The sequence below is a fragment of the Archangium violaceum genome (genome assembly GCF_016859125.1).
Lineage (GTDB): Bacteria > Myxococcota > Myxococcia > Myxococcales > Myxococcaceae > Archangium > Archangium violaceum_A.
The window spans coordinates 11,518,773-11,540,228 of sequence record NZ_CP069338.1 but is presented as its reverse complement, the minus strand read 5'-3'; the positions used below and the strand labels follow the sequence as shown (position 1 = coordinate 11,540,228).

The 21,456-nt window shown below is 69.3% G+C and carries 20 protein-coding genes; 4 read left to right on the top strand and 16 right to left on the bottom strand.

Annotated features, from left to right (window positions below; translation table 11 throughout):
- The 6 genes from JQX13_RS48670 to JQX13_RS48645 all read right to left on the bottom strand — a co-directional run bounded on the left by JQX13_RS48670 (position 1) and on the right by JQX13_RS48645 (position 4,576).
- Positions 1-1,572, bottom strand: coding sequence for an efflux RND transporter periplasmic adaptor subunit (locus JQX13_RS48670; RefSeq protein WP_203406205.1), 1,572 nt, complete (start codon positions 1,570-1,572; stop codon positions 1-3).
- A complete protein-coding gene (locus JQX13_RS48665) occupies positions 1,573-1,851 on the bottom strand; it encodes a hypothetical protein (protein WP_203406204.1) in 279 nt (92 codons plus the stop codon).
- Positions 1,852-2,025: 174 nt separating this feature from the next.
- Entirely contained in the window at positions 2,026-2,328 is a 303-nt protein-coding gene (locus JQX13_RS48660; RefSeq protein WP_203406203.1) for a hypothetical protein, read from the bottom strand.
- Positions 2,329-2,364: 36 nt separating this feature from the next.
- Positions 2,365-2,940, bottom strand: a complete 576-nt coding sequence (locus JQX13_RS48655) for a TlpA family protein disulfide reductase (protein ID WP_203406202.1) — start codon at positions 2,938-2,940, stop codon at positions 2,365-2,367.
- An 18-nt stretch (positions 2,941-2,958) separates the two neighbouring features.
- Entirely contained in the window at positions 2,959-3,939 is a 981-nt protein-coding gene (locus tag JQX13_RS48650; RefSeq protein ID WP_203406201.1) for an alpha/beta hydrolase, read from the bottom strand.
- 55 nt (positions 3,940-3,994) lie between these two features.
- Entirely contained in the window at positions 3,995-4,576 is a 582-nt protein-coding gene (locus JQX13_RS48645) for a TetR/AcrR family transcriptional regulator (RefSeq protein WP_203406200.1), read from the bottom strand.
- A 115-nt stretch (positions 4,577-4,691) separates the two neighbouring features.
- Between JQX13_RS48645 and JQX13_RS48640 the strand changes: the two genes are divergently transcribed.
- Positions 4,692-5,384, top strand: coding sequence for a Coq4 family protein (locus JQX13_RS48640; protein WP_203406199.1), 693 nt, complete (start codon positions 4,692-4,694; stop codon positions 5,382-5,384).
- 37 nt (positions 5,385-5,421) lie between these two features.
- Here JQX13_RS48640 and JQX13_RS48635 read toward each other — a convergent pair whose 3' ends face one another.
- The 3 genes from JQX13_RS48635 to JQX13_RS48625 form a co-directional block, all read right to left on the bottom strand.
- The gene (locus tag JQX13_RS48635; protein WP_203406198.1) at positions 5,422-5,889 is read right to left on the bottom strand and encodes a carboxymuconolactone decarboxylase family protein; all 468 of its coding nucleotides are present in this window, start codon (positions 5,887-5,889) and stop codon (positions 5,422-5,424) included.
- Between the two features lie 94 nt (positions 5,890-5,983).
- Complete coding sequence (locus JQX13_RS48630; RefSeq protein WP_239014322.1) at positions 5,984-7,450, bottom strand: PLP-dependent aminotransferase family protein; 1,467 nt, start codon at positions 7,448-7,450, stop codon at positions 5,984-5,986.
- A gap of 81 nt (positions 7,451-7,531) precedes the next feature.
- Positions 7,532-8,332: a GDSL-type esterase/lipase family protein gene (locus JQX13_RS48625; protein WP_203406196.1), complete on the bottom strand. Its 801-nt coding sequence runs from the start codon at positions 8,330-8,332 to the stop codon at positions 7,532-7,534.
- Between the two features lie 214 nt (positions 8,333-8,546).
- Here JQX13_RS48625 and JQX13_RS48620 point away from each other — a divergent pair, with 214 nt between their 5' ends.
- The 3 genes from JQX13_RS48620 (at position 8,547) to JQX13_RS48610 (ending at position 12,058) form a co-directional block, all read left to right on the top strand.
- Entirely contained in the window at positions 8,547-9,347 is an 801-nt protein-coding gene (locus tag JQX13_RS48620) for a hypothetical protein (RefSeq protein ID WP_203406195.1), read from the top strand.
- Between the two features lie 21 nt (positions 9,348-9,368).
- Positions 9,369-10,646 carry a PKD domain-containing protein gene (locus JQX13_RS48615; protein ID WP_239014321.1) on the top strand — a complete coding sequence of 426 codons (1,278 nt, stop codon included), beginning with the start codon at positions 9,369-9,371 and terminating at the stop codon, positions 10,644-10,646.
- Between the two features lie 113 nt (positions 10,647-10,759).
- Entirely contained in the window at positions 10,760-12,058 is a 1,299-nt protein-coding gene (locus JQX13_RS48610; protein WP_239014320.1) for a S8 family peptidase, read from the top strand.
- A 50-nt stretch (positions 12,059-12,108) separates the two neighbouring features.
- Here JQX13_RS48610 and JQX13_RS48605 read toward each other — a convergent pair whose 3' ends face one another.
- The 7 genes from JQX13_RS48605 to JQX13_RS48575 form a co-directional block, all read right to left on the bottom strand.
- Positions 12,109-12,495, bottom strand: a complete 387-nt coding sequence (locus tag JQX13_RS48605; protein ID WP_203406194.1) for a hypothetical protein — start codon at positions 12,493-12,495, stop codon at positions 12,109-12,111.
- Between the two features lie 97 nt (positions 12,496-12,592).
- On the bottom strand, positions 12,593-13,684 hold the full coding sequence (locus JQX13_RS48600) for a DNA ligase (protein ID WP_203406193.1): 1,092 nt from the start codon (positions 13,682-13,684) through the stop codon (positions 12,593-12,595).
- Positions 13,685-13,815: 131 nt separating this feature from the next.
- Positions 13,816-14,394, bottom strand: coding sequence for a class I SAM-dependent methyltransferase (locus JQX13_RS48595; protein WP_239014319.1), 579 nt, complete (start codon positions 14,392-14,394; stop codon positions 13,816-13,818).
- A complete protein-coding gene (locus tag JQX13_RS48590) occupies positions 14,391-15,092 on the bottom strand; it encodes a response regulator transcription factor (protein WP_203406192.1) in 702 nt (233 codons plus the stop codon). The genes JQX13_RS48595 and JQX13_RS48590 overlap by 4 nt, the downstream gene beginning before the upstream one ends.
- Positions 15,093-16,910 (bottom strand): sensor histidine kinase, encoded by a 1,818-nt coding sequence (locus JQX13_RS48585; protein WP_203406191.1) that lies wholly within the window; start codon positions 16,908-16,910, stop codon positions 15,093-15,095.
- Between the two features lie 9 nt (positions 16,911-16,919).
- On the bottom strand, positions 16,920-18,875 hold the full coding sequence (locus JQX13_RS48580; protein ID WP_203412557.1) for a YfbK domain-containing protein: 1,956 nt from the start codon (positions 18,873-18,875) through the stop codon (positions 16,920-16,922).
- A 264-nt stretch (positions 18,876-19,139) separates the two neighbouring features.
- Positions 19,140-21,359, bottom strand: a complete 2,220-nt coding sequence (locus JQX13_RS48575; protein WP_239014318.1) for an ATP-binding protein — start codon at positions 21,357-21,359, stop codon at positions 19,140-19,142.
- Positions 21,360-21,456 lie beyond the last annotated feature (97 nt).

Sequence of the window (21,456 nt, the reverse complement as noted above, 5' to 3'; positions counted from 1 at the left end):
TTACTCGCCCCCTTCTTCACAGCAGCCCGCGCCGATGGACTCCTTGAGGATCTCCGTCTTGAGGAGGAAGGCGCCCGTGGTGACGACCTCCGCGCCGGGCTCGAGCCCCTTCACCACCTCCACGTGCTCCCGGGTGCCGGCTCCCAGCTCCACCGCGACGGGCTCGTAGAGACCCGCCCCCGTCTTCACGAAGACGAGCGCGCGGCCCCCGGCGCGCTGGATGGCGTCGCGGGGCACCAGCAGCGCCTCGTGCTCGGGGGACACCTGCACCCTGGCCCGGACGAAGAGGCCCGCTTTGAGCGAGTGCTCGGGGTTGGGCAGCTCCACGCGGGCGCGCACCGTACGGGTGGCTGGATCCACCGAGGCACCCACGCGGGTGAGGGTGGCCTCGCGCGTCTCTCCGGGGACACCCTCGAAGGTGAGGGTGACGGGCTGTCCGGCGCGCACCGTCGCGGCGTCCGCCTCGGGGACCTCGAGCTGCGCCCAGAGGGTCCCCAGGTCGGCGATCTGGAGGAGCGTCTGCCCGGCGGCCACATGCTGGCCGGGGACGGCATCCCGGGACACCACCGTGCCAGGGAAGGGGGCCTTCATCGTGTAGAGGCCCTGCTGGCTTCCCGCGGTGGCCCCCGCCGCCGCCAGGGCCGCGCGGGCCGCCTCCTTCTCACCCTCGGCCGCCGCCAGCTCGGCCCGGGCCTGCTCCAGGACCTTCCGAGGACGGATGCCGCCCTCGACGAGCAGCTGCTCACGGCTCAGCGCGGCGCGGGCTGCCTCCACCCGGGCTTGCGCCGCCGAGAGGCGTCCCTGATCCTCCCCCACGGTGGCGGACGTCACCACCACGAGGGGCTGTCCGGCCTTCACCTCGTCGCCGACGTCCACCCGGACCTCCATCACCAGCGCGTCGCTTCGCGCGGAGAGCTGGGCCAGCCGGTTCTGGTTGAAGTCGAGCTGCCCGACGACGTCCAGCGTGCGGGCGAACCGCTGCTTCTGGACGCGCTGCGTCCGAATCCCCGCCTCACGCGCCGTCTCATCCGCCGAGGCCAGGCGCACGCGCGTGCCGGGCTCGGGGAAGACGGGGGGCTCGGCGCCCGCGGCCTTCACCCGCTCCGGGTGGCAGTAGGGGCAGACGGACTCCGGGAAGCCGTGCTCGCGGCAGTAGTCCCCGGCCTCGATGAACTTCGCCACGAGCTTCGGGTTGCATTGGGTGCACCTGGACTCCGGCACCGCGTGCTCCTTGCACCAGTCCCTGGGCGTCGTGGGCTGCGCGGTGAAGGTGAGCCCCGGGTTGCACTGCTTGCAGTGGGACTCCGGCAGGCCGTGCTTCTCGCACCAGTCCCCCTGGTCCTTGTAGACGTCGATGAGCTCCGGGATGCACTTCGTGCACAGCTCCGCTGGCACCCCGTGCTCGCACAGCTTCACCGCCTCGGCCGAGGCAGCCGGCGCGGAGGTCGCGCCCGCATCGGCCGGGGGCGTGGAGGACTTCTCCGCCACGGTGGACCTGGACTCCTTCGCACAGGCAGCCGCTCCCAGGGCGAGGAGGGCCGCCACCGCCACCAGGCCGATGCGGGTGTACATCTACTTCACCCCCTTCTTGGCCAGCTCGGGGTGGCAGATGACGCACTGGGACTCGGGCCGCTCATGCTCGGCGCACCAATCGCTCTTGGCCTTGAAGACGGCCGCCAGCTTGGGGTTGCAGCGGGTGCAGAGGGTCTTCTGCACGCCGTGCTCCTCGCACTTCGGCTTCTCGGCCTGGGCCTTGGGGGCCTCGGCGGGCCTCTTGTCCTCGGCGAGGGCGGGCAGGGCGGGGACGACGAGCAGTGACACCACCACGGACAGCGAACGCAGCGAACGCATGGGTGCGACTCCGGCCGTGGAGCCTCCCACTGGAGGCCGCTCACGGCGGTGAAAGCCCCGTGCGGGATGCACGGGGAGGGTCTGGGTCATGAGGGAATGCCTGGAGGACGCACGGGACCGGCGTGGCCCCCGTGGGGGCTCGCTGGATACACGTCTCCCGTGAGGGGGGCGGCGTCAGGCTCTCGGAGGCTGGAAGATGTCCGCTCCCGCTCCGGAGAGGGTGGGCTCACGGACGCATGCGAGCGCCGGTTCCGGGAGGGGCACTTCGGTGGGCACTTCCATGGCGGATGTGACCGGGGTTGCCCGGAGGGGGCAGCACAGGCACACGCCGCAGTCGAGCGCACAATCAGCGCACCGGTCTCCTTCCTCTTCGCCCGCGCACGCCTCGGCTCCGTTGCTGGCGAAGGCGAGCGTCTGGAAGACACCCCCGGTCGTCAGCACGAGCAGGATGGCGATGAGGCGGAGGAGGAGCTGCATCGGTCCCTGGTTCCTACCGGCGGGGCCTGGGGGGAGTCAATGCGCCGGAGCGGGGGCGTGCGATGAGCGCTCCCGGGTCAACTTCTCCAGAAGGCGCCGCATCCCCCGGGAATTCCACTCCCGAGGCCCCTGGAAGCGGGCGACCAGGCGCCCGTTCACCACCAGGAGGCTCGTGGGGAGCGTGTCCACTCCGAGGGCGCTGGCGGCCCGTCTGCCCTCGTCCAGGCGCAGGTGCAGTCCAGGAGCGGGCACTCCTCCGAGGAAGGTCTCCACGGCCTTCATGTCCGTGTCGTGACTGAAGACGACGACCTGGAGACCCTCGGGGGGCTCCTCCGCCAGGGCCAACAGCCCGGGTGTCTCCTGCCGGCAGGGGGGACACCACGAGGCCCAGAAGACGACGAGCAGGGCGCTCGAGTCCGGCAGTCCCTGGAGCTCGGGGGCGGCTCCTTCGAGCCGGACGTAGCTGGGAGGAGGCTCGGTCCGGCAGCCCGAAGCCACCGCCGACATCATCCCGGCCAGGACGAGCACCACCAGCGGCAGGGGGAATCGGCCCAGGTGGGCCCGAGGCCCCAGGCGGGGTTCCTCGCGCGGCTCGTGGGCCACCACCGGCATGCCTTGGTGCCTCACCCCTCAGCCCGCCTTCACGTGCTCCACGACGCCAGGCGCCGGGAACAGGGCTCGGCGGAGCGCGGCCGTGTAGAGCCCACGGAAATCGCGCGCGACTCCGGCGCCACGGGTGATGACGTCGAAGCCGTGGAAGGCGCCGGGCACCACGACGGCGTCGCACGGCACGCCGGCGGCCTCCAGGCGCCTGGCGTACGCGATGTCTTCATCGTGGAAGAGGTCGCAGGTGCCCACGCCCAACCAGGCCGGAGGGAGTCCCGAGAGGTCCTCGCGCCGCGCGGGCACGGCATGCGCCGGCACCTCCGCGCCCCCCGGCTCGCGTCCCAGGTATGCCCTCCAGCCGAATACGTTGCTGCCCTGGTTCCAGGCGCGGTGGCTCGTGCCGTCGATGTCCGTGCGCGTCGTCGTGCGGTCGTCCAACATCGGGTAGACGAGCAGCTGGAAGACGGGCCGGACCTCCTCGCGGTCGTGCGCCAGCTGAGCCAGCGCCGCCGTGAGCCCCCCGCCGGCGCTCGCCCCGCCGATGGCGATGCGCTCGGGGAGGACGCCGAGTGCCCCCGCCTGGGAGGAGAGCCACCGCAGCGCCGCGTAGCAGTCCTCCAGCGGTGCCGGGAAGGGGTGCTCGGGTGCCAGCCGGTAGTCCACGGAGGCGACGAGGATGCCCAGCTCGCGCGCGAAGTCGACGCAAAGAAGATCGTCCTGCTCCGGCCGGCCCATGATGTATCCGCCACCGTGAATCCACAGGAGAGCCGGCGTCGCTCCCTGGACCGTCCGGGGCCGATAGGTCCGCACTCGCACCAGCGGCGCCCCCGCGGGCCCGGGCACCCGCACGTCCTCCACGGCCACGTCCTCGGGGACGCGGGGCTTCGGCTGGAGGCGCATGAGGAACCGCATCACGGCGAGCAGCGGCCGGGTCGCCGTGACGTTCGGGATGAGGCGCGCGGCGCGTTGCAGGTCGGGGTGAAATGGATTCGCGGCTGGCTTCATGTCTCTGCTCCTCTAACCGTGTCAGCGCCCCGCGCGATTGCGCCCGTCGTGGAACTCAGTTCGAGCCTTCGTCGACGAGCGCCTGGGTCGCGGCCTCCAGCCAGCGGCGGGTGGAGGCGAGGCGCGCCCCGGCGAGTGGCTGGATGGGCAGCAGCTTCCAACTGGTGAGGAAGCCGCTCCAGAGGATGTTGAGCCGCGCCGCACGCCCCTCGCCGTCCGGTGGTCCCAGCCACCTGGCCAATGGCGCGATCACCTTCGTCTGGAGGAATTCGACGCTCACCGCGTGCGCCGCGGGGTCGGCCGCCGAGAGGATCATCATCGCCAGCGGGCCTGATGCGTCCTGGGTGTCGAAGAGGGTCGCCACCATGTCCGCTCCGAAGCGGCGCCTATCTCCATGCAGCATGGGGGAGATGTCGATCACCCGCTCCAACGTCGCGCGGAACAGTCCCTCCTTCGAACCGAAGTAGCGGCCGACGAGCGCGGAATTCACCCCGGCGAGCTCCGCCACGTCTCGCACGCCGGTATTGGCGAAGCCTCGCGTCGAGAACAGTGTCTGCGCGGCGTTGAGGATCGCGGTGCGCGTGCGCTCGGCGTCGCGCTGGCGCGTTGCTTTCTTGGGCTCGGTAGGGCCGGGCATGTACACGGCTGTTTACTTACGACGGCGAGCAGGTTATGTCCATGATGTACACGGTCGTGTACATGTGCCACAGCCGTCGGGCAACCCCCAATACCCCGTCATGTGAGCCAACCCCATGAGCGATCCCCAGACCCTGTTCCTCCCCGACAACGCCTCCCTGTCCACCCGCCTGCGCGTGGCGTACCAGTGCCTGGGGGTGCTCAAGCACGAACCCACGAATCCCAACTGCGGCCAGCTGCTCAACATCTGCCTGGACCTCAACGTCTACGCATCGCTCGTCCAGCAGCTCCAGCGCAGCGAGGAGGGGCGCCGCATGCTGTCCAAGCGCCCTTCGCTACAGGCCAGGGAGCTGGATCTGGCCGCGCTCGAGCGCCTGCCCGAGGGAACGCTCGGTCATGAGCTCGCGCGCTATTACCGCGACAACAAGATCTCGCCCTTCGACACGACGCTCGAGCTCAAGAACGACATCGACTACATCGGCAAGCGCTACCGCGAGACGCATGACCTGTTGCACGTGCTGACGGGCTACGGCACGGACGTGGTGGGCGAGATGGAGCTGCAGGCGTACGCCCTGGGCAACCTGGGGATCCGGACCGCGGCGTTCATCCTGCTGTACAGCTCGTTCGGGCTCCTCAAGGGTCCGCAGTCCGGAGTCGGGCGGTCCGAGTACCTGCGGCGGCTGTGGGCCGCGTACCACCGTGGCCACGCGTCCCAGTTGTTCCTCGGCTTCTGGTTCGAGGAGCATTGGGAGACCCCGGTGGCCACGCTGCGCGCGCGGCTGTGCGCCCCCGAGGAACGGATGAACTGACGGGGCGGGGGCGGCGAGCAGGCGCTTGCGGGCCGGCCTACTTCCGGGCGTGCGCCCCGGGGGTGTACCCGCCTGGGACGGTGCGAGAGGCGATGGCGATCCGGTTCCACGCGTTGATGGTGACCACGGCCATCGTCAGATCGGCCAGCTCCTGCTCGGAGAAGTGTGGCTTCACGGCCTCATAGACGGAATCCGGTACGTGTCCCTCGCCGAGGTTCGTGAGGGACTCGGTCCACAAGAAGGCCGCTCGCTCACGATCCGTGTAGTAGGGGCTTTCCTCCCAGGCGTTCAGCCCGTACAGGCGCTGTTCCGTCTCCCCGAGCGCCCGTGAATCCTTCCAGTGCATGTCAATGCAGTAGGCGCAGCCGTTGATCTGCGAGGCTCGCAGCTTGATGAGGTGGAGCAAGCCCTCTTCCAGACTGCACTCGCTCAGATACTTCTCGAGGCCCAGCATGGCCCGGTACGCCCCAGGGGACACCGCCGCGATGTTGATGCGTGCTTTCATGTGCTTCCTCCTGGGGAGGTTTCTAATCAGGGGGTCCTCCCTGGACGAGAGCCACTTGCACGCGAAGTCGTGGGGCCACTTTGGAGGCGGGGCGTCAGCGGAGGGCCTGGGCCAGCCTCCGGACTCCCTCGGAAATGTCCCGCTCCGGGACCGCGGCGTAGCCCAGTAGCAGCGCGCCACGTCCCGAGGACTGGCCTCGGAACGCGGAGAGGGGCGGCGCGGAGATACCAGCAGCAGCCGCGCGTTCGGCGGCGGTGCGATCGTCCATTTCCGGGGGCAGCCAGCCCAGCAGGTGCATGCCCGTGTCCGCGGGGCCGATGTCGATCAGCCCCGCCAGCTCACGCCGGGCCTCCTCGACGAGCAGGGCCTGCCGCTCGGCGTAGAGGGTTCTCATGCGTCGCACGTGTCGGCTGAAGTGGCCTTCGGTGATGAAGTCCGTGAGGACGGCCTGCTCCAGGGGCGCGGACTGGAAGTCGGAGAAGATGCGAGCCGCGACGAAGGTCTCCACCAGGGCCTCCGGGACCACGAGGTAACCCAGCCGCAGGTTGGGCGTCAGCACCTTGCTGAAGGTGCCCGTATAGAGGACACGCGCGTCAGGCGTCAGGCCCTGGAGGCACGCGAGTGGTCGGCCGACGTAGCGGTACTCGCTGTCGTAGTCATCCTCGAAGACCCAGGCATTCGAGCGCTCGGCCCATTGCAGGAGCTCGAGCCGGCGCCGGTGGCTCAGGGTGATGCCCAGGGGGAACTGGCTCGAGGGCGTCACCGTGGCGAGCCTCGCGTTCGGAGACAACCGGATCGCGGCCTCCACGTTCAGCCCCTCTTCATCCACGGGGACGTGGACGAGCGTGGCCCCCGCCGCCTTGAGCACGCCCTGCGCCACGATGTAGCCGGGATCCTCGACCCACACGGCATCCCCCGGATCGAGCAGGACCTGGGCGACCATGCTGATGGCCTGCTGCGAGCCATTGACGATGAGGACCTGCTCCGGGCCACAGCGCACGCCGCGTGAGGTGGCCAGGTAGTCCGCGAGCGCCTGCCGCAAGGGGAGGTACCCTCGGGGATCTTGATGGGACAGCACCTCCCGCCAGGAGCGTTGCCACCGTCGGTGGAGCAGTCGGCCCCAGAGCTCGCTCGGGAAGGCATCCACGGAGGGGGTGCCCAGGCGGAACGCCATGCCGGACTGGATCAGGCCCAGTGTGGCGCTCAATCCCGCGTGAGCGGCTGCCATGGTGGTGCCACGCTTCGAGATGGGCGGAGGACTCGCGCCCTTCGAAGGGGGACGGATGAGCGCGCGTTGGGCGGGCCGCCGCTCGGGCAGTTCCCGCGCCACATACGTCCCCGAGCCGAGCTGACCGACGAGGTATCCCTCGGCGAGCAGCTGCGTGTAGGCGTTCATCACCGTGTTGCGAGACAGGTCGAGCTGCTCGGCCAGGGCGCGCGTGGAGAGCAGCCGAGTCCCCGGAGACAGACGGCCCGCGACGATGGATGCGCGAAGGGCCTCGTAGAGCTGCCGGTGCAGCGGCGCCTGGGATGAAGCGTCGAGCACGAGCGAGGTGGCCATGAGGGCGGGTTTCTTGCTGGTGCGTTTTCGCGACATGAGCGGTAGCGGGTGTTCTACCGCAGCCCGAAGCCGCTTCGATCCTCAGGGTCGTGCCTGAGCGGCCACTGGCGGCAGCAGCCCCGCGCCGTGCATTGCTTCGAGTGTCACGTCGGCGAGCCGCTGGTAACCCTCGGGACTCGGATGGAAGCCATCGGAGGCAATCCACTCGGCGTGTTGGGGCAGATGCCTCGAGGCTGGCAGGAGGTCCACCACCAGGACGCGCTGGCCGTAGGGCCGGGCCGCGGCGGCGATGGCTGCGTTCCACGTGCTCACCGTCTCGCGCAGCTGGGCACGCGCCTGCGGTGAGGCGTGGAGCGGGGCGAGGGCGGCGAGGTCCGGGACGTTGAGCAGCACGACCTGGGCGTTCGTTTCCCGCGTCAGCCGCTCGAGCGTGGCCTGGAGCAACTTCTGGTAGGTGGGCAGCGGCACGTGGCCCAGGGCGTCGTTCACCGAGAGCCACATCGTCACGAGCGTGGGCCGGAAGGCGATGGCTCGGGGGAGCTCGACCTTCATTGCCTCCCCGAGGGTGATGCCACTGCGGGCGAAGCGCTCGTACACGGTGTTCCCTGGCAGTGCCGCGCGGATGCGCGCGGTCCAGTTCTCTCGCGCTGGAGTGCGGCTGCCCACGCCCACCGTGTCGGAGGCGCCGAGGGCCGCGTAGCGGATGGGGGCGTGCAGCGCCACGGAGGAGCGGGGCGCCTCGGCACGGGCGGTGGCGTTCGTCGGGATCATCGAGGACGACTTCTCTTCCGGGCTCTGCTCCAGGGGATGGGTGGAGGCCAGTGCGCTGGCGCCCAATCCGAGTGCCGTCGCCAGGGTGGTCAGCAGGGTAGGGGTCTTCATTCGTTGGTAAGGGGGGCGGGGTTCCGCCAGGGAGATGACTTCGTGCCCCTGTCGATAAGGCCGGTGCCGCCACGATTCATTGGCGGGCGGCAGTCCGCTCAGGTTCCAGGCAGGGGAGCATCGAATGGGCCGCACGCGGTCCGACTGCGGACCCGTGGCGCTGCGTCAACGTCCTTCCGGTGTACCCTCCGCGCTCCCCCTCGCGGAGGCGCGAATGGACCGCATCGCAAGAATCGCAGTCGTGTCATGGGTGTTGCTCCTCGTCATGCCGGGCCCGGCTCTCGCCGAGGGTCTCGGCTCCATCCCCTATGGTGACGACTGTTGGAGTACCGGCACGGACGCCGATCGCGATGGGCTCAACGATGACTGCGAGTACCAGGTCGCCTTCTGGTTCATGCCCATCTTCTGGTTCGACAGTGGTGAGAGCGGCCAGGCCCGGCGCCCCTACTTCGCGGTGAAGAGCACCAGCTTCTCCACCCGCACGCTGCAAATCTTCTACATGGACACCTTCTTCGAGGACTCCGGTGTCACCACCGGCCACGACGGAGATCCCGAGTTCCAGATCCTCGAGGTCCATTACTCCGGCGGCAGGTGGCTGCTCGACTGGGTCTACATGTCCGCCCATCGCAAGAGCGCTTGTGATTCGTCGGCCTGGTACTCGTATGATCAAATCGAGTACGACACCGCCGCCGACTCGCGCAATGCCTATCGCGGCTGGCCCACGCTCTACGTCGCCGAAGACAAGCACGCCACCTACAACAGCCTGAGCACCTGCGACAATGGCTGCTTCTACCAGGACTATTGCAGCCGCCATTCCTCGCAATACCTCGATGGCTCGGACTGGCTCGTCTCCCGGAACGTGGGCTCCACGGCGGTTCAGCTCATCAACTCCGTCACGCTCAACGGAAAGGCGGAGCGTCTGCTCGATGATGTGGATTTCACGGGCTGGGACAACCAGTGGTACCGGCCCAACTCACAGGGCTATCGCCGCCACCTGAACGACTTCGGGTTCTAACGCTTCGTGCGGAACGCTCCCGTGCCACCCGAAAACCCGGCGCGCCCGGGCTCCAGCGCGCGTGCTCGCGTCCTCGTGGGGCTCGCGGGCGCGGTGGTCCTGCTCGTGCTCGCCATCACGGAGTGGGAGCGCCCCGCCAGCGAAGCCCCGTCCCGAACTGCCCGTGTCCCCGAGCGCCGTCCTCCCGTCACGGAGGTTCGGACTTCGGCTCCTCCTGCTCCCGTGCCGCCTCCCTCCTCGCGCGTGCCAGTCCCCGCGATCTCGACCGCGGATGCGATCTCCATGGCCCTGCACGAGGAGCGGGTATCGGTTGCCTCCAGCGTCGTGATCGAGGGCATCGACAGGGACCGGCCGTGGGTATGCACGGGCGAGTCGATGGCTCTATCCGCCCGCCTTGGCGGTGAGCCCGAGCCAGGTGCGGTCTACCGGTGGGTCTGGCCTGTCTCGGGGGGCGGCGCCGAGCTGCATCCCGGTCCAACGCTCCAGTGGCGAGCGCCCGAAGTGGCGGGCAGGTACTTCGTGCGCTTCCAGGTGTGTACGGACCTCGGTGGGCGGCGTGTCGGCGTGCTCGCCGAGCGTGAGGTCGAGCTCGACGTCCGTCGCTGTGGCGAGGGCGAGGGTCAGCGCCACGAGCCGCTCCGTCTCGGCGTCGTCCAGAGAGGACACGGAGCTTTCTCGTTCCAGGCGCTGTACCAGGGTCGCGAGCGCATCCGCGCGTACACGTGGGACTTCGGCGATGGCTCCACCGCGATCACCTCCGAGCCGCTCGTCGAGCACACCTATGCGCTCCAGGGACTCGGCGCGCAGGAGGTCAGGAGCTTCACCGTGAGACTCCAGGTCCGCTTGGAGCAGGGGGGACCCCTGGAGGCCACGGCGTTCGTGCTCTCTCGCGGGCAGCCTCCCATGGAGACGCCGCCTCCCGTCGACCTGCGGGTCTCCCGCTGGCGCCCACTTCCCGAGGGCGGTTGGCGCAGCGACGTGGTGGTCCGCGCCCCGGATGAGACAGACATCACCTGGGATCGTCTCGAGCGCATCTCCCTGCATTGGGACGGTCAGGCGGATACCGCCACCCGGCCCTGGCGCGAGGCCATCCATGTCGAGGAGAGCCTCGACCACGGAGGCTTTCGCGGCTACGTGACGGTGAGTGCGTCGGAAGCCACGTCTGATATCAAACAGCTGCTCGACTTCCTGTATGGCCATGACGCGACAGGCAAGGAGGTGGTGGTGTCCTGGAGTCCCTTCAAGCGAGAGGCGCCCACCACGACTCCCGAGAATCAGGAGCCGCTGCCTCGGAAGTAGTCATGTCTGGTTTTGGACGTGCGTGCGCAATCCTGGACCGGAAATGGGTGGGTCAGACGTCCCTCTAAACTGAAACAGGCAGCCGGGAATTTTCCTGGCAACAGGGGGAAGCGATGCGTTTCCGTACCGTGTCGTGGATGGCCGTATCCGCTGTGTCCGTATCCTTGCTGGTGGGTTGCCCTTCCAAGAGCATCCCCCTTCCCAAACCGCCGGCCGAAGAGCCCTGCCCACAGGCCTCCCTCGCGTCCGAGGTCCGCACCGGAAAGTTCGTCACCGTGGACCAGGTGGTTCCGGGTGAGTACATCGTCGTCCTCAGGACACCTCGTCCGGGTGAGACGCCGCTCGCGCCTGCCCTGGCCGCGGACAATCTCTCGGCACGTTATGGAGGCCGCGTCTTCCGCACGTACGCGCATGCGCTGCGGGGATTCGCGAGCCGGATGACCCCGGAGCAGGCCCACGCGATGGCCGCTGATCCCGAGGTGGCTTACGTGGAGGAGAACGGGGTGATGCGGGCCATTGGTGAGCGCCAGCCCGAGGCCACCTGGGGCATCGACCGTATCGATCAGCGCGATCTGCCACTGGACAACACCTACCTCTACAGCGCCAACGGCAAGGGCGTGCACGCCTACATCCTCGACACCGGCATCCGCATCTCTCACTCCGAGTTCGATGGGCGCGCGCAGGTCGGCTTCGATGTCTTCTCGGATGGCCGGAAGGGCATCGACTGCCATGGGCATGGCACGCACGTGGCCGCCACCGTGGGCGGCCGTGTCTACGGCGTCGCCAAGGGAGTCAATCTCCACGCGGTGCGCGTGCTCGACTGCGGCGGTGGCGGCTCGACGGCCGGGGTGATCTCCGGCGTGGACTGGGTGACCCAGAACCGGCAGCTCCCCGCCGTGGCCAACATGAGCCTGGGCGGCCCCAAGAGCCAGGCGCTCGATGACGCGATCCGCCAGTCCGTCGCCGCGGGTGTCACCTTCGTGGTCGCCGCGGGCAACGAGAACCAGGACGCCTGCTCGCGTTCTCCCGCGCGGACTCCCGAGGCCATCACCGTGGGCGCCACCGAGGGCAACGACAAGCGCGCCTCCTTCTCCAACCATGGGAGCTGCGTGGATGTCTTCGCTCCGGGCCATGAGATTTCCTCGGCCTGGAACTCCGATGACAGCGCCACCCATGTCCTCAGTGGAACCTCGATGGCCGCGCCGCACGTCGCCGGCCTCGCCGCGCTCTTCCTGGAGCGCAACCCCACCGCCGCTCCCGCCGCCGTGTCCTCCGTGCTCGTCGACAACTCCACGCCCGGCAAGGTGGCCAACGCGGGGCGGTGCTCGCCCAACCGGTTGATGTTCTCCGGCTTCCTCGGGGACCCCGCGTTCAGGAACCCCACCGTCCAGACCGTCAAGGACGCGCGGTAGCGGGGCTCTCCGCTCGAGGTGAGGGGGAGGGGTTTTCCACCCCTCTCTCTTCACTTGCCCTGGGGCTGGGTGGCCTGCATGGCCGCGCGCACCTTCTCGCGCAGGGCCTGCTTGCGCGTCTTGAGCTGCTGCTTCTGCTCCTCGGTGAGCCGGCCCCCGTTGGCCTCGCGCAGCGAGCGGGTTTCGTCGCGGAGCTGCCGGGCCTCGGCGAGGAACTGATCGGCCTGCTCCCGGGTGAGGCGGCCGTTCTCGACGGCCCGGTTCAACCGATGCTCCATGCGCTCGAACCTGTGGCGCATCCACCCCCCCTTCTTGTGGTGGCGGCCCGACGGGTCGGCGGGCGCCGTCTGCCCGGTGGTGGTGGGTTGCTCGGCGAGCACGGGAGCGGCGAACAGCAGGGAAGCAACGGCGGCGGACAAGGCGAGATTCACGCGCATGAGCGGGGTCTCCTCATTGGGAAGGACGCCGGGAGACCCGATTCCCGGCGTCATCTGCCCTGAAAAACCCCGGAGCCGGCGGAAGGTTAAATCCGCCTCAGGCGCGTTTGCGCGGGGCCACCGGCTCGAAGGGCGCGGCGTCGATGCGCACACCCACATACGAGGGGAAGCGCGGCACGCCGTCGTTGGACAGCTCCTGATAGCGGAACGTGATGATGGTGCCCACGGAGGGCGGGTTCTCCCGCTCCTGGTCGGAGAGCCCGGTGCCCACGGAGAAGCGGGTGCCGTCGCGCAGCTCCACCTCCAGCGCGCCCAGCCGGCCCTTGTGTCTGCCCGCTCCCGCCACATGCCCCACCACGCGCGCCTCGTCGTCCTTGAAGCTCTTCACCTTCAGCAGGGTGTGGGAGCGGCCCGCCTCGTAGCGCGAGCCCGGCCGGCGCAGCATCAGCCCCTCGCCTCCGAGTCCCTCCACCCGCGCCAGCTCCTGGCGCAGATGATCCACGCCCTGGCAGGGCTCGTGTTTCAGCCACTCGGCGTACGGCGGTGCCACGTCCTCGACGAATCGCTGGCAGTGCGCGATCCGCTCCTCGAAGGGCGCGTCCATCCCCGGCGCGTCGAAGACCACGAAGGCCAGCTCCTTCCAGTCATCGCTCCGGTCCTGCCGCCGCACGATGCTCACCGTGCGCTGGAACTTCTTGCGCCCGCCGAACAGCTCCCCGTCGAGCGGCGTGTCGGGCAGCTTCGCGGTGAACCAGTCGGGTGCGAGGAACGGATTGCCCTGGCGGGACAGGAACTGCTTGCCGTCCCAGTACGCGCGCACGCCGTCGAGCTTCTCGCTCATCCACCAGCCCGTCAGGTCGACGTCGTTCTCCCAGGAGTGGGCCAGCAGCAGCGGCGGGGCGGTGACGGTCCCCGACTCCACGTCCGTGCTCGCGCCCGAGCGGGAACGGACGCTGCGGGCCGCTGGTTGGGCCGGGGCGCCGTTTCCCGTGGAGCCCACCCGGGCCTCCTCGGCCGCATCCCCTCGAACCTGGCGCAGGTGCTTGCACGTCCGCCGCTCGATGGCCACGGACTGGTTGCGCCAGGCCGGGCACGAGCACGAGTACACGCCACCGGTGTTCTTCAGGATGTACGGCCTGGCGCCAGAGCCCTTCACCTCGACCTGGGCTCCGTCCGCGATGTCTGCCACGAGTCCCTCCCATTGCGTGCCGCGTCTCCTCGCGGCGACGAAGGGAATCGTATCCCCCGGGTCCGACATGAACGGAGGACCTGTCAGAGCGGAACGATGGTCCAACTTCCGAGGAAGGGAGGTGCCGTTGCCTACCGTCCAGATCCTGTGTCGCTCGCCTCGGAGCCGGCCTCCCGGGCTGGCACCTCGTAGAGGTAGATGGGAGTGCGGTACAGGTCGTCCACCACGAGGGTCCGCACGGGCTTCCACCCGCGGAGCGCGAAGGTGTTGCTGACGATGCATGTGCCGGGCGCGAGCTCTCCGGAGAACCTGGGCGCCAGGCGCTTCATGGCGCCGGGGAAGAGGTAGCAGACGATGGCGGAGGCCCCCGCGAAGGAAGCGCGGAAGAAGTCCTCGCGCACGAGCTGGAGGTTGGGCCGCGGGGCGAGGCGCTGGCGCAGCCGCGAGAAGGCATACGGAAGAGGGGACAGCTCGAAGGCCACCACCCGGGCGCGCGGACAGTGGTCCGCCAGCGCGAACGCCAGCGTCCCCCAGCCGGAACCCAGCTCCAGCACCGTGCCCTCGAGCTCCGGTGGAATCAAGGAGAGCAGCTGGCGGCGGACCTTCCCCGAGGTGGGCATGGGCGAAATGCCCGTCCGCAGCGTGTGGAAGACGATGGACAGCATTCCCGCCAGCAGGAGGCCCACCAGGAGCGGGAAGAGGAGGCTCACGCGCCCTCGAGCTCCATGCGGTAGCCCACGCCGCGCACGGTCTGGATGGTGAAGCGGGAGGCGCTGTTCCATCCCAGCTTGCGTTTGAGGCTGGAGACGAAGTTGTCCACGGTGTGGGGATCCACCACCACGTCCCGGCCCCACACCGCGTCCAGGATTTCATCCCGGCGCAGCACGCGCTCGCGCTCCCGCACGAGGAAGGCGAGTAGATCGAACTCGGTGCGCGTCAGCTCCACCGTCTTGCCCTCGGGCGTCTCCACCTTGCGCCGGTCGAGGTCCATCCGGTAGCCCGCGAAGCGCAGCGCCTGCACGGGCACGCCGCCGCCGCGCCGCACCAGCGCCCCCACCCGGGCGAGCAACTCGCGCAACCGGTAGGGCTTGCCCAGGTAGTCCTGCGCGCCCGCCTCGAAGCCCCGCACCACGTCGTCCTCGAGCGTGCGCGCGGTGAGCATCAGCACCGGTGTCGTCACCCCCTCCTGGCGCAGCGCCCGGCACAGCGTGTAGCCGTCTCCGTCCGGCAGCATCACGTCGAGCAGGATGAGCTGGAAGCCTCGCCGGGCCAGATGCACGCGCGCCTCGGCCACCGTGGTCGCCTCCTCCACGGTGTAGCCCCCCTGGTTCTCCAGGTTGTCGCGCAGCGCGAGCCGCAGGTTCAGGTCGTCCTCCACGAGGAGGATGGCGGGAGGTGAGTGGGTCATTCAGCGCCGCTCCGGGAAGGTGAGCTCGAAGGTGGTCCCCTCGGGACTGGAGGCCGCCACGCGGAGGTCTCCTCCGTGCAGCCGCATGATGCGTCGGCATAGCGCGAGCCCGAGCCCGCTGCCGGGGACCTCTCGTCCCTGGCCTTTCAGCCGGTAGAACTCGCCGAAGATGCGCTCCCACTCGGCCATGGGGATGCCCACGCCGTTGTCCGTGAAGCGCACCCGCCCGTCCGCGAGCGACTCCAGGTGCAGGCGTACGGGGTCACGCGTGTTGTAGGCGCAGGCGTTGCGCGCCAGGTTGGCCAGCAGCAATCGCATCAACTGCGGGTCCGCGAGCAGCTCGCGATCACCCACGTGGGCGTGCAGCTCCACCGGCACCCGGGCCCAGGCCTCCAGGTCACGCCGCAGCGTGGACGCCAGCTCGTCCAGCCGCACCACCGCGAGGTGTGGCACCCAGCGGCCCTTGTCGATCCGGTTGAAGGACAGCAGGTTCTCCACGAGGAATCCCAGCCCATCCGCCTCGTGGATGATGCGCGCGGGGTAGTCCTTTGCCTCCGCGCCCTGCTCCAGCCGCCACTCGAGCGTCTCCGCGAGCAGCCGGATGGAGGCCAGCGGTGTGCGCAGCTCGTGCGACACGGTGGCCACGAAGTCGCTCTTGAGCTCCAGGAAGCGGTACTTCCGATGCTGGGCCAGGAAGGCGAGCGCGGCGATGGTCAGCGCCAGCCCCGCGCACAGCACCACCATGCCCGTCTTCAACCGGTAGCGCCGCTCCAGGGCCTCTTCCTCCTTCCCCCACTCCGGCGTCTCCACCCCCAGAGGGAGGCGCGCGAGCGGCAGCACCTCCTCCGTCCCGAGCAGGCGCACGTGCCCCTCGGGGCCGAGCAGCCCGCGCTCGCGCATCTCCCGGGTCAGTGTCTCCAGCAGCGCATCGAGGGATACCGCCACGCCTCGTACATGGCCCTCGTCCTTCGGCTCCAGGTACCAGCCGGAGCGCACCAGCACGGGGCCGGGGATGGAGTCGGGCAGGGGCAGGGGAGCGGCGGCCAGCTCCGCGGTACGCGCCTCGAAGTCGATGACCGGCGTCCCCGTCCGTCTGGACAGCTCCACCACGCGCTCGTGCAGGAAGTCGAAGTCGGCACGGGTGAAGCGCGAGCGCTTGAGGAGCAGCAGCCGTTGCAGGCCCTCCAGCCGGTGGCCCTGTCCGTCCTCCATCCCATCGTGCACCAGTGCCTGCATGAGGGGCGGCTCCGGGGTCGCCCGCTCCGCGAGTGCCTCCAGCACCACCAGGAAGCCGGGCACGTCCCGTGTGGAGGCGAGCACGTACCGCGCGCGGTGTTGGAGGAAGGCCACGAGCCCCTGGGTCGCGGCCCGCGCGTCCCGGCGCTCGAGGGCGCGATCCAGGGTACGCATCAGGGCGAGCCGCTCCATCCAGGGTCCCTCCTCCTCGTCGGGGACCTCCTTGCCGGAGCGAAGCCGCGTGTACCGGTCGCGGGCGGGGGTTGCCTCTCCCGTGTCATGAAGGGCCAGCCGTGGAAGGAGCTGTTCCCCGCGCGCGCGCAGGTAGAGGCCCGCGGCGGGGGCGAGCGGATCCGCCGCGGCGAGCTCCAGCGCGGGCCGTGCCGCTTCCAGCTTCTCCCTCAGCTCCTGGCTCAGGGCGACGAGGGCGTACTGCTCGAGGGCCTCGCGCCGGGAGCGGAGCGAGGCCCGTGCATCCTCGCGCTCGGTGGCGAAGATGCGCTGTAACTGCCACAGGCCCCACCCGAGCCCGGCGAGGCCGAGCACGAGGGCGGAGAGGGTGGGGAGCAGCCTGCGGAGCATGCGGGAGGTCTACTTGATGACCGGGACGCGGTCGAAGTCCATGGTAACGACCGGCTCGAGCTGCTCGAAGCGATCCGTGCGGTGATCGAGCGCCTGGGCCTTCCGCAGCAGGGCGCCGAGCTCCCTCACATCGGGCCGGTCGCGCAGGGGCTCGCCGACCTCCTCCCACAGGGAGACGAGCTGAGCCCAGGAGAGCGTGCGGACCCAGTAGGAGCCGCGCAGCTTCTCGGCGAAGGCGGCCGCCACGTAGGACAGGCGTGTGGGAGGCGCGGCGCTGCCGTAGGCCGTCCGCAGGATGCTGGAGGGCAGCTGCTTCTCCATCAGCCGCGAGTCGCCCCCTTCCGGCGCCTTGTAGCGGATGCGCAGGGTGGCGAAGGAGGGGATGGGCTCACGCAGCTTCACCTCGTAGATGGCGGTGACGGAGTGGCCCGCGCCCACCTCGCCCGCGTCCACCCGGTCATCGGCGAACTGCTCCTTGGCGAGCATCCGGTTCTCATAGCCCACCAGCCGGTAGCGGATCACGGCCTGGCGGTCGAGCTCGAGCTGCAGCTTCACGTCCCTGGCCACCACCTGGAGCGTGCCGGTGAGGTTCTGCACGAAGATGCGGCGCGCCTCCTCCAGCTGGTCCACGTATGCGTAGTTGCCCTCTCCCACCTGGGCGAGCCGCTCCATCAGCACATCGTTGTAATTGCCCATGCCGAAGCCGACGGTGGTCAGGGTGATGCCTCGCGCCGCCTGCTTGCGCACCCGCTCCCAGATACCGTCCGCGTCGGTAATGCCGTTGTTGGCGACCCCGTCCGAGCACAGGATGACGCGGTTGATGCCGCCCTCGAGCAGGTTCTCCGAGGCCATCGCGTAGCCCAGCTCGAGGCCCGCCTGGGCGTTGGTGGAGCCCTCGGACTGGAGCCTGTCGATGGCGTTCATCAACTTGTGTTTGTCGGCGGCGCTCGTGGGCCCGAGCACCAGGTGCGCGGTCGAGCCGTAGACGGCGATGGAGATCCGATCGCGCTCGTCGAGCTCGTCCACCAACAGCCGCAGCGCCCGCTTCACCAGCGCGAGCCGGTTCTCGATGTTCATGGAGCCGGACACGTCGATGACGAAGACGAGGTGGGCGGGCTTGCGCGCCGCACGGCTCACCTCGCGCGCCTTCAGCCCGATGTGCACCACGTGGTAGCCCTTGCGGCTGGGAGAGGGGAATCCCTCCACGTGCACGCTGAAGGGAGACTCGGGGTCGCTCGCGTAGCCGTAGTCGAAGCTGTTGACGAACTCCTCCACGCGCACCGACTGCTCGTCTGGCAGTGCCCCCCGCTCCAGGTAGGCGCGCGCCATCGAGTAGGACGCGGTGTCCACGTCCACGGAGAAGGTGGAGAAGCGCTCCTCCTCGGTGTCGATGGTCGGGTTCACCCCATAGCTCTTGAAGTACATGTCCGCGAAGGGCTGCTGGGGCAGCGGCGCGGTGCGCTCGGGAGGCGGGGGGGCCGGAGGGCCCGCACTGGCGGGCGGGGCGGGGGGGGCGTTGCGCTGGGCGCCCGAGCGCCCTCGGCCCCCGAAGAAGTTGCTGATGCCCTTGCCGATGGCTCCAAGGTCGATGAGCGGGCGACTGGCCCTGCCCGTTACCTCGATCACCTCGGCGAAGCTTTCGGGCAGGAGCTCCACGTTCACGCGGATGGTGCGATCCAGGCGCAGCTGGATGTCCGTCCGCGCGAACGGCTTGAACGATTCCTTTTCGAACCGCAGGGTGTAGACGCCCGGTGGCAGTTGGGGGATGCGGTAGTTGCCCTGTGCGTCCGACACCACGACCTGCTCTCCCTGCAGGTTGGGAGAGGTCGCGGTGATCACCACGTCCGCGAGGGGCTTCTTGTTCTCGGCGCTGGTGACCTTGCCGACGATGACACTGTCCGCCATGGCCGGTGCGGACAGCAGCAGGAGGACACAGCAGAGGGCACTTCTCAGCAGGTGCTTCATCTTCGGGCAACCTCGGGCATCGGGATGCGAGCCATCATCCAGATGCGGCCTGCAGCGTGCCTCACGCCGGGTTACGTTCTTCATCATGGTTTCATCACGGAGGCCCGGCCGCCAGGCGGGCCCCGAACCAGGATTCGAGGTCGTCACGGTCGGTGAGCGCCTGGAGCCCATCACGACCGAGCTCGGGATGCGCATCGTGCCGGAGCGCACGTTCGCCGAGGTGCCAGGGCCCTTCGCGCTCGTCCTGCCGGGTGGGGTGGCGGCTCAGCGTTGCGCGGCGGGCAGGCGGACGATGAAGGTGCTGCCCTTGCCGGGCTCGCTCTGCACGTCGATGCGGCCCTTGTGCCGGGTGATGATGCCGTAGCTGACGGACAGCCCGAGTCCCGTGCCCTGGCCCCTTGGCTTGGTGGTGAAGAAGGGCGTGAAGAGCTTGGAGATCGTTTCCTGCGTCATCCCCTTGCCCGTGTCGGCCACCTCCACCACCACCTCGTTGCCCTCGTGCCGCGTGCGGATGCGGATCTCTCCCCGCGTCTCGATGGCCTGCGCCGCGTTGATGAGCAGGTTGGTGAACACCTGGGCGATCTGCGTGGGGTGGCAGCTCACGGGCGGCAGCGGACCGAAGTCGCGCTTCACCTCGCATTTGTACTTGAGCTCGTTCCAGACGATCTTCAGCGTGGAGGCCAGCTCCGCGTTCACGTCCACGAGCTGCGGCTCTCCCGAGTCCTCGCGCGCGAACGAGCGCAGGCTCTGGGCGATCTCCTTGATGCGCCGGGTTCCCGCCAGGGACTCCTCGATGAGCTCCGGCAGATCCCCGAGGATGTACTCCACGTCCTCTCGCTGCCACAGCTCGCGCATCCGCGCGAGAATCTCCGCGGTCACGCCGCTGGACTCCTCTTGCTGGGGGGCCAGCAGCTCGCGCTGGAGCTGCATCAGCGGCGCGAGCGAGGAGAAGTACTGATCCAGCGACCCCAGGTTGCTCATCACGTAGCTGACCGGGTTGTTGATCTCATGCGCGACGCCAGCGGCCATCTGCCCCAGCGAGGCCATCTTCTCGGTCTGGATGAGCTGGGACTGCTGCTCCTCCAGCTCGAGGGTGGCCTGCAGCAGCTTCTCGCTGCGGGTGCGCACCAGCTCCTCGAGGCTGTCGCGGTGGCGCCGCAGCTCCTCCTCCTGCTGGAGGAGCCGCTCCTCGGCCAGCTTGCGCTCGGTGATGTCGCGGATGATGGAGATGACCTCGTCCGGCGCGCTGCGCGTCAGGCGCACCTCGTAGTGCGTGCGACCCGACTGGGGCATGTCCAGCACGTACTCGAAGACCTCCAGGGTGCCCTCGCGGATGGCGCGGGCCAGGTGCATGAGCGCCTTGTCGAGCAGGGGCTTGGAGAGCGGCAGATCCCGCATGTTGGTGCCGATGATTCTCTCGGGCGGGAGGAGCAGCTCCTTGTTGTTGTTGGCGTGGAAGTCGCGGTAGGTGCCGTCGGCGCCGATGCGGAAGACCATGTCCGGCAGGGTGCTCACCAGGGCCCGCAGGCGATCCTCTCCGAGCTTTCGCGCGGTGATGTCCACGTTGGTGCCCACCATGCGCAACGGGCGGCCCTGCTCGTCGCGCGCCACGATCCGGGCCCGGGAGAGTATCCAGCGCCAGCTGCCGTCCTTGCACCGGAAGCGGTGCTCACGCTCGATGATCGGGAGGGCGTCGGCCATGTACTCATTGAAGACCCGCATGCTCTCGGGCAGGTCCTCGGGGTGGCACAACATGGACCAGGAGGCGAAGCTGCTCTCCAGCTCGCCCTCGTCGTAGCCCAGCATGCCCATCCAGCGGCGGTTGGTGAACATCTGGCCGGTGGTCAGGTCCAGGTCCCACACACCATCCACCAGGCTCTCCATCACCAGCCGCAGGCGCTCCGCGCTCCGCTCCTCGGTGCGGCGCAGCTCCTGCTCGTCCCGCTGGTGCCGCTGCTCGTGGCGACAGCCGATCAACAGGCTGCCGCAGACGAGGAGGAAGGGTTGGAGGAAGTCGATGAGCTCGGCGTCGTACCCGCCGGGACGGTTGGCGAGGCCCACCACTCCCAGTCGCTCCCCTCCGGACTCCAGGGGCAGTCCGAGGAAGGTGCGCTCCGCGCCGGGGCCTCCGCACAGCACGGCCTCCCCCGAGGTGGAGACGGTCCCCACGAGCGTGCGGAGATCCCTCGGCTCCCGACCTGGCGTCTCCGAGCGCACGGGGAGCTCCCACGGGGCATTCGTCTCGTTCGACGGGAGGCTGGCGACGACCCGGAACGAGGGCGCGGAGCCGGGTGCCTGATGCACCTCACCGATGACGCCGGATTCACTGCCCGTCAGCTCCAGCACCACCGCGAGCATCCGCTCGAAGGCTTCCCGGGGATTGCCCCCGCGAATGAAATCCGCCTGGGCCTCCGTGAGCGTCCGCAGCAGTTGGTTGCTGGCCCGTTGCCTCTCCTCGGCGGAACCCTGGGCACCGGTGATCACACCGGCCCGCTCCCGGGAGACCGGGGCTGAGCCTTGAGGGAGGGAAGACATGGAGCTGGACCCTGGGTTGTGCGGCAACGGCGCCCGAGAGCGGAAA

Coding starts and splice junctions, on each gene's coding strand:
- JQX13_RS48650 (WP_203406201.1), bottom strand. CDS start 3,939: ATGAAGCCAGCCGCGAATCCATTTCACCCCGACCTGCAACGCGCCGCG.
- JQX13_RS48660 (WP_203406203.1), bottom strand. CDS start 2,328: ATGCAGCTCCTCCTCCGCCTCATCGCCATCCTGCTCGTGCTGACGACC.
- JQX13_RS48630 (WP_239014322.1), bottom strand. CDS start 7,450: ATGGCCACCTCGCTCGTGCTCGACGCTTCATCCCAGGCGCCGCTGCAC.
- JQX13_RS48635 (WP_203406198.1), bottom strand. CDS start 5,889: ATGAAAGCACGCATCAACATCGCGGCGGTGTCCCCTGGGGCGTACCGG.
- JQX13_RS48585 (WP_203406191.1), bottom strand. CDS start 16,910: ATGCTCCGCAGGCTGCTCCCCACCCTCTCCGCCCTCGTGCTCGGCCTC.
- JQX13_RS48590 (WP_203406192.1), bottom strand. CDS start 15,092: ATGACCCACTCACCTCCCGCCATCCTCCTCGTGGAGGACGACCTGAAC.
- JQX13_RS48580 (WP_203412557.1), bottom strand. CDS start 18,875: ATGAAGCACCTGCTGAGAAGTGCCCTCTGCTGTGTCCTCCTGCTGCTG.
- JQX13_RS48605 (WP_203406194.1), bottom strand. CDS start 12,495: ATGCGCGTGAATCTCGCCTTGTCCGCCGCCGTTGCTTCCCTGCTGTTC.
- JQX13_RS48620 (WP_203406195.1), top strand. CDS start 8,547: ATGGACCGCATCGCAAGAATCGCAGTCGTGTCATGGGTGTTGCTCCTC.
- JQX13_RS48655 (WP_203406202.1), bottom strand. CDS start 2,940: ATGCCGGTGGTGGCCCACGAGCCGCGCGAGGAACCCCGCCTGGGGCCT.
- JQX13_RS48645 (WP_203406200.1), bottom strand. CDS start 4,576: ATGCCCGGCCCTACCGAGCCCAAGAAAGCAACGCGCCAGCGCGACGCC.
- JQX13_RS48640 (WP_203406199.1), top strand. CDS start 4,692: ATGAGCGATCCCCAGACCCTGTTCCTCCCCGACAACGCCTCCCTGTCC.
- JQX13_RS48625 (WP_203406196.1), bottom strand. CDS start 8,332: ATGAAGACCCCTACCCTGCTGACCACCCTGGCGACGGCACTCGGATTG.
- JQX13_RS48670 (WP_203406205.1), bottom strand. CDS start 1,572: ATGTACACCCGCATCGGCCTGGTGGCGGTGGCGGCCCTCCTCGCCCTG.
- JQX13_RS48665 (WP_203406204.1), bottom strand. CDS start 1,851: ATGCGTTCGCTGCGTTCGCTGTCCGTGGTGGTGTCACTGCTCGTCGTC.
- JQX13_RS48610 (WP_239014320.1), top strand. CDS start 10,760: ATGCGTTTCCGTACCGTGTCGTGGATGGCCGTATCCGCTGTGTCCGTA.